This is a genomic window from Pseudomonadota bacterium, from assembly GCA_030859565.1.
Lineage (GTDB): Bacteria > Pseudomonadota > Gammaproteobacteria > JACCXJ01 > JACCXJ01 > USCg-Taylor.
Genome location: JALZJW010000279.1, coordinates 1 through 2,282, shown reverse-complemented (window position 1 = coordinate 2,282; position 2,282 = coordinate 1). Strand labels below are relative to the sequence as shown.

Annotated in this window: 3 protein-coding genes; all 3 read right to left on the bottom strand. The window is 60.8% G+C overall.

What is annotated here, in order from left to right:
• On the bottom strand, positions 1–281 hold a 281-nt coding region (locus tag M3436_20740), incomplete at its 3' end, for a hypothetical protein (protein MDQ3566394.1).
• Between the two features lie 510 nt (positions 282–791).
• Entirely contained in the window at positions 792–1,934 is a 1,143-nt protein-coding gene (locus M3436_20735; GenBank protein MDQ3566393.1) for an IS110 family transposase, read from the bottom strand.
• A gap of 133 nt (positions 1,935–2,067) precedes the next feature.
• On the bottom strand, positions 2,068–2,282 hold a 215-nt coding region (locus M3436_20730), incomplete at its 5' end, for a hypothetical protein (GenBank protein ID MDQ3566392.1).

The following is a 2,282-nucleotide window of genomic DNA, read 5'->3' as shown; positions in this document are numbered from 1 at the left end:
GCAGATGGATGTTCAAATTGGCGGCCGATCCAAAGCGCTGTAGTAAGCGTGACGGCGCCGGTGTCGGCTTCGGTACGTTTGAGTCCCGCTTGTTGGATCAGAAATGTCGAAATGACCCGGGTGGATGATTGCAAGACCGGCCCGAGCAGCTGCGGATGTGCGGCGAAGCGACAACGCAGCGGGATCGGAAACGAGAGCACCCACTGCCGCACCCGCACCCGGGGGATGGACGTGATCGACCAGGTGGGCGGCCGTGCATCCTCGGCGCGCCAAGCAGACAACGTCCCTTCTATGAGGGCCCCGTTGTCAAGCCCCGGCGCTAGATTATTTTGATCTTTACTTAGCTATTTTTATTCTCACATGCCGAGATTGTCTCCGCCGGAGTTGTTCACGCTTTGTCCACGGACGAAGACCTTCTCTCAATCGTAGTCGGTGGGCAAAGAGTGAACAACTCCGGCCCCATGGGATCAGCGCGGTGGCTATCGATTCTCGCTCCTCAATCATGCACGTTTTTGGGTTGGCCGGTTATCCGAAGCGGGCAGGTCAAAGTGCCTGCCACCACCTTCTATCCGTGTCGGTCACATTGGAACCGATCACCTCATGCTGTATACGCGCCAAGCGCGTGAAGTAAACCGAATTCAGAAAAGCACCCCATCTGTGGCAACGGTCAATTGACCTTTAACCCGGGACGTTGTCGGGCGCTTCTACCAACCGCTTAACTCATTTGCTGATGTTCGAGCGCTCACCGACCTAAGCCTGCCGCTCTTCGCCGGGCCCCGGTCCCTCGCCTCTCAACCGGCGGCTTTGAGCTCCGCACCCTCAGGCAACATGCCGTCTTCCAAGTAGCGCCATAACGCGACCAGCAAGCGCCGCGCTAACGCCACGATCCCTACCCGTCGCATCCGCGCACCGCCACCGGCGAAGCGCTCACGGAACCAGCGGCTGAGCTTGGAGCTCGGCTGATACCGAAGCCATAACCAGGCGATTTCGACCATCATCGTGCGCACGCGCCGATTGCCCGCTTTGGATATCCCCTGGTCTCTTTTACTGCCACCACTGTCATAGGGTGTCCCTGTCAGCCCCGCGCACGCCCCCAGCTGACGGCGGTTGCGAAACCCTCGCCAGGCAAAGAATTCCATCACCAGCAGCCACGCACAGTTCGGCCCAATGGCACGCAAGCCCATTAACCGCACGACCCGTTGCACACTGGCCGTATCCGCCTGCCTCAGTCGGCTCGTCCGCGTCTTCTCCAAGGCACGCCGCTGCGCCTCCACCAGGCGCAGGCGCTGATACTCGCGCTCCAGCTCGCCTTTGAGCTCCAAAGGCAGGGGCGCGCCATCCCACAGGGTCAGCGCCTCCAGACGCTGGAGAAAATCGCCATTCGGTTCCAGGCGCAACCCCTGCGCGACTAACAAACCACGGATCCGATTGCGATGCCGGGTGCGCTCCTTCTGCAACGACCCGAGCTCTCGGTGTAAGCGCCGCCCCTCTTCGTCCTCTACACTCGGAACCCGCACCACACTCCAAAGGCCCCGCTCACCACCCCAGTAACGCATCAGCATCGTCAGCAGCTTGACCCCGTCGATGCGGTCCGTCTTCGCGCGCCGCTTCCGCCGGTTGGTCTCGATGCTCGAGGAGTCGACCACCTGATTTTCAACTCCCAGAGTTACCAAGTAACGGTGCAACCAGAAGCCATCGCGGCCCGCCTCGTAACAGCTCACCACCTTTGCCTCGGACGAGAGGTCGAATTTCTCCTTGGCCTTCCTGATCGCTTCGACCAACTCCATACGGTGTCCCGCCTCCATCGTCTCATGTCGCCGCTTCTCACCCCCATCGCTAAACACGAGCTTCCAACACTTGTCGCTCAACTCCATCGCCATGTACAACACCCCCTCGACTGCGTTATCTTTACTCTGTAGGGCCACTCGATTCATCTTCGCTCTCCTTTGGATTGGTTAACCAATGCGCCTAAAGGGTAGCCTGGGTGGCCCTACATAGCATCTATTCCCACGCGCTCCGTCGATGAGCTCGTGCGCGAGCGCACGTCTCCGTCGGTAAAGGCGGCGCTCAAGAGCCTGCTGGAGGCGCCCGTGGCCACCGTGGGTGGCTTCCGGCCAACATGACGGGGCCGACACCGCTCTGCGACCTGGGCCCTCCCCGGATCTCGTCGACGAATGCAGCGAACTCACGCCGAACATCGTACCAAACGACAACGCGCCGGGCCTTCAGGCGCTCAGCAAGCTGCTTCGCCACGTAGTCGTGGAGCGGGTGCATGTCAGGGT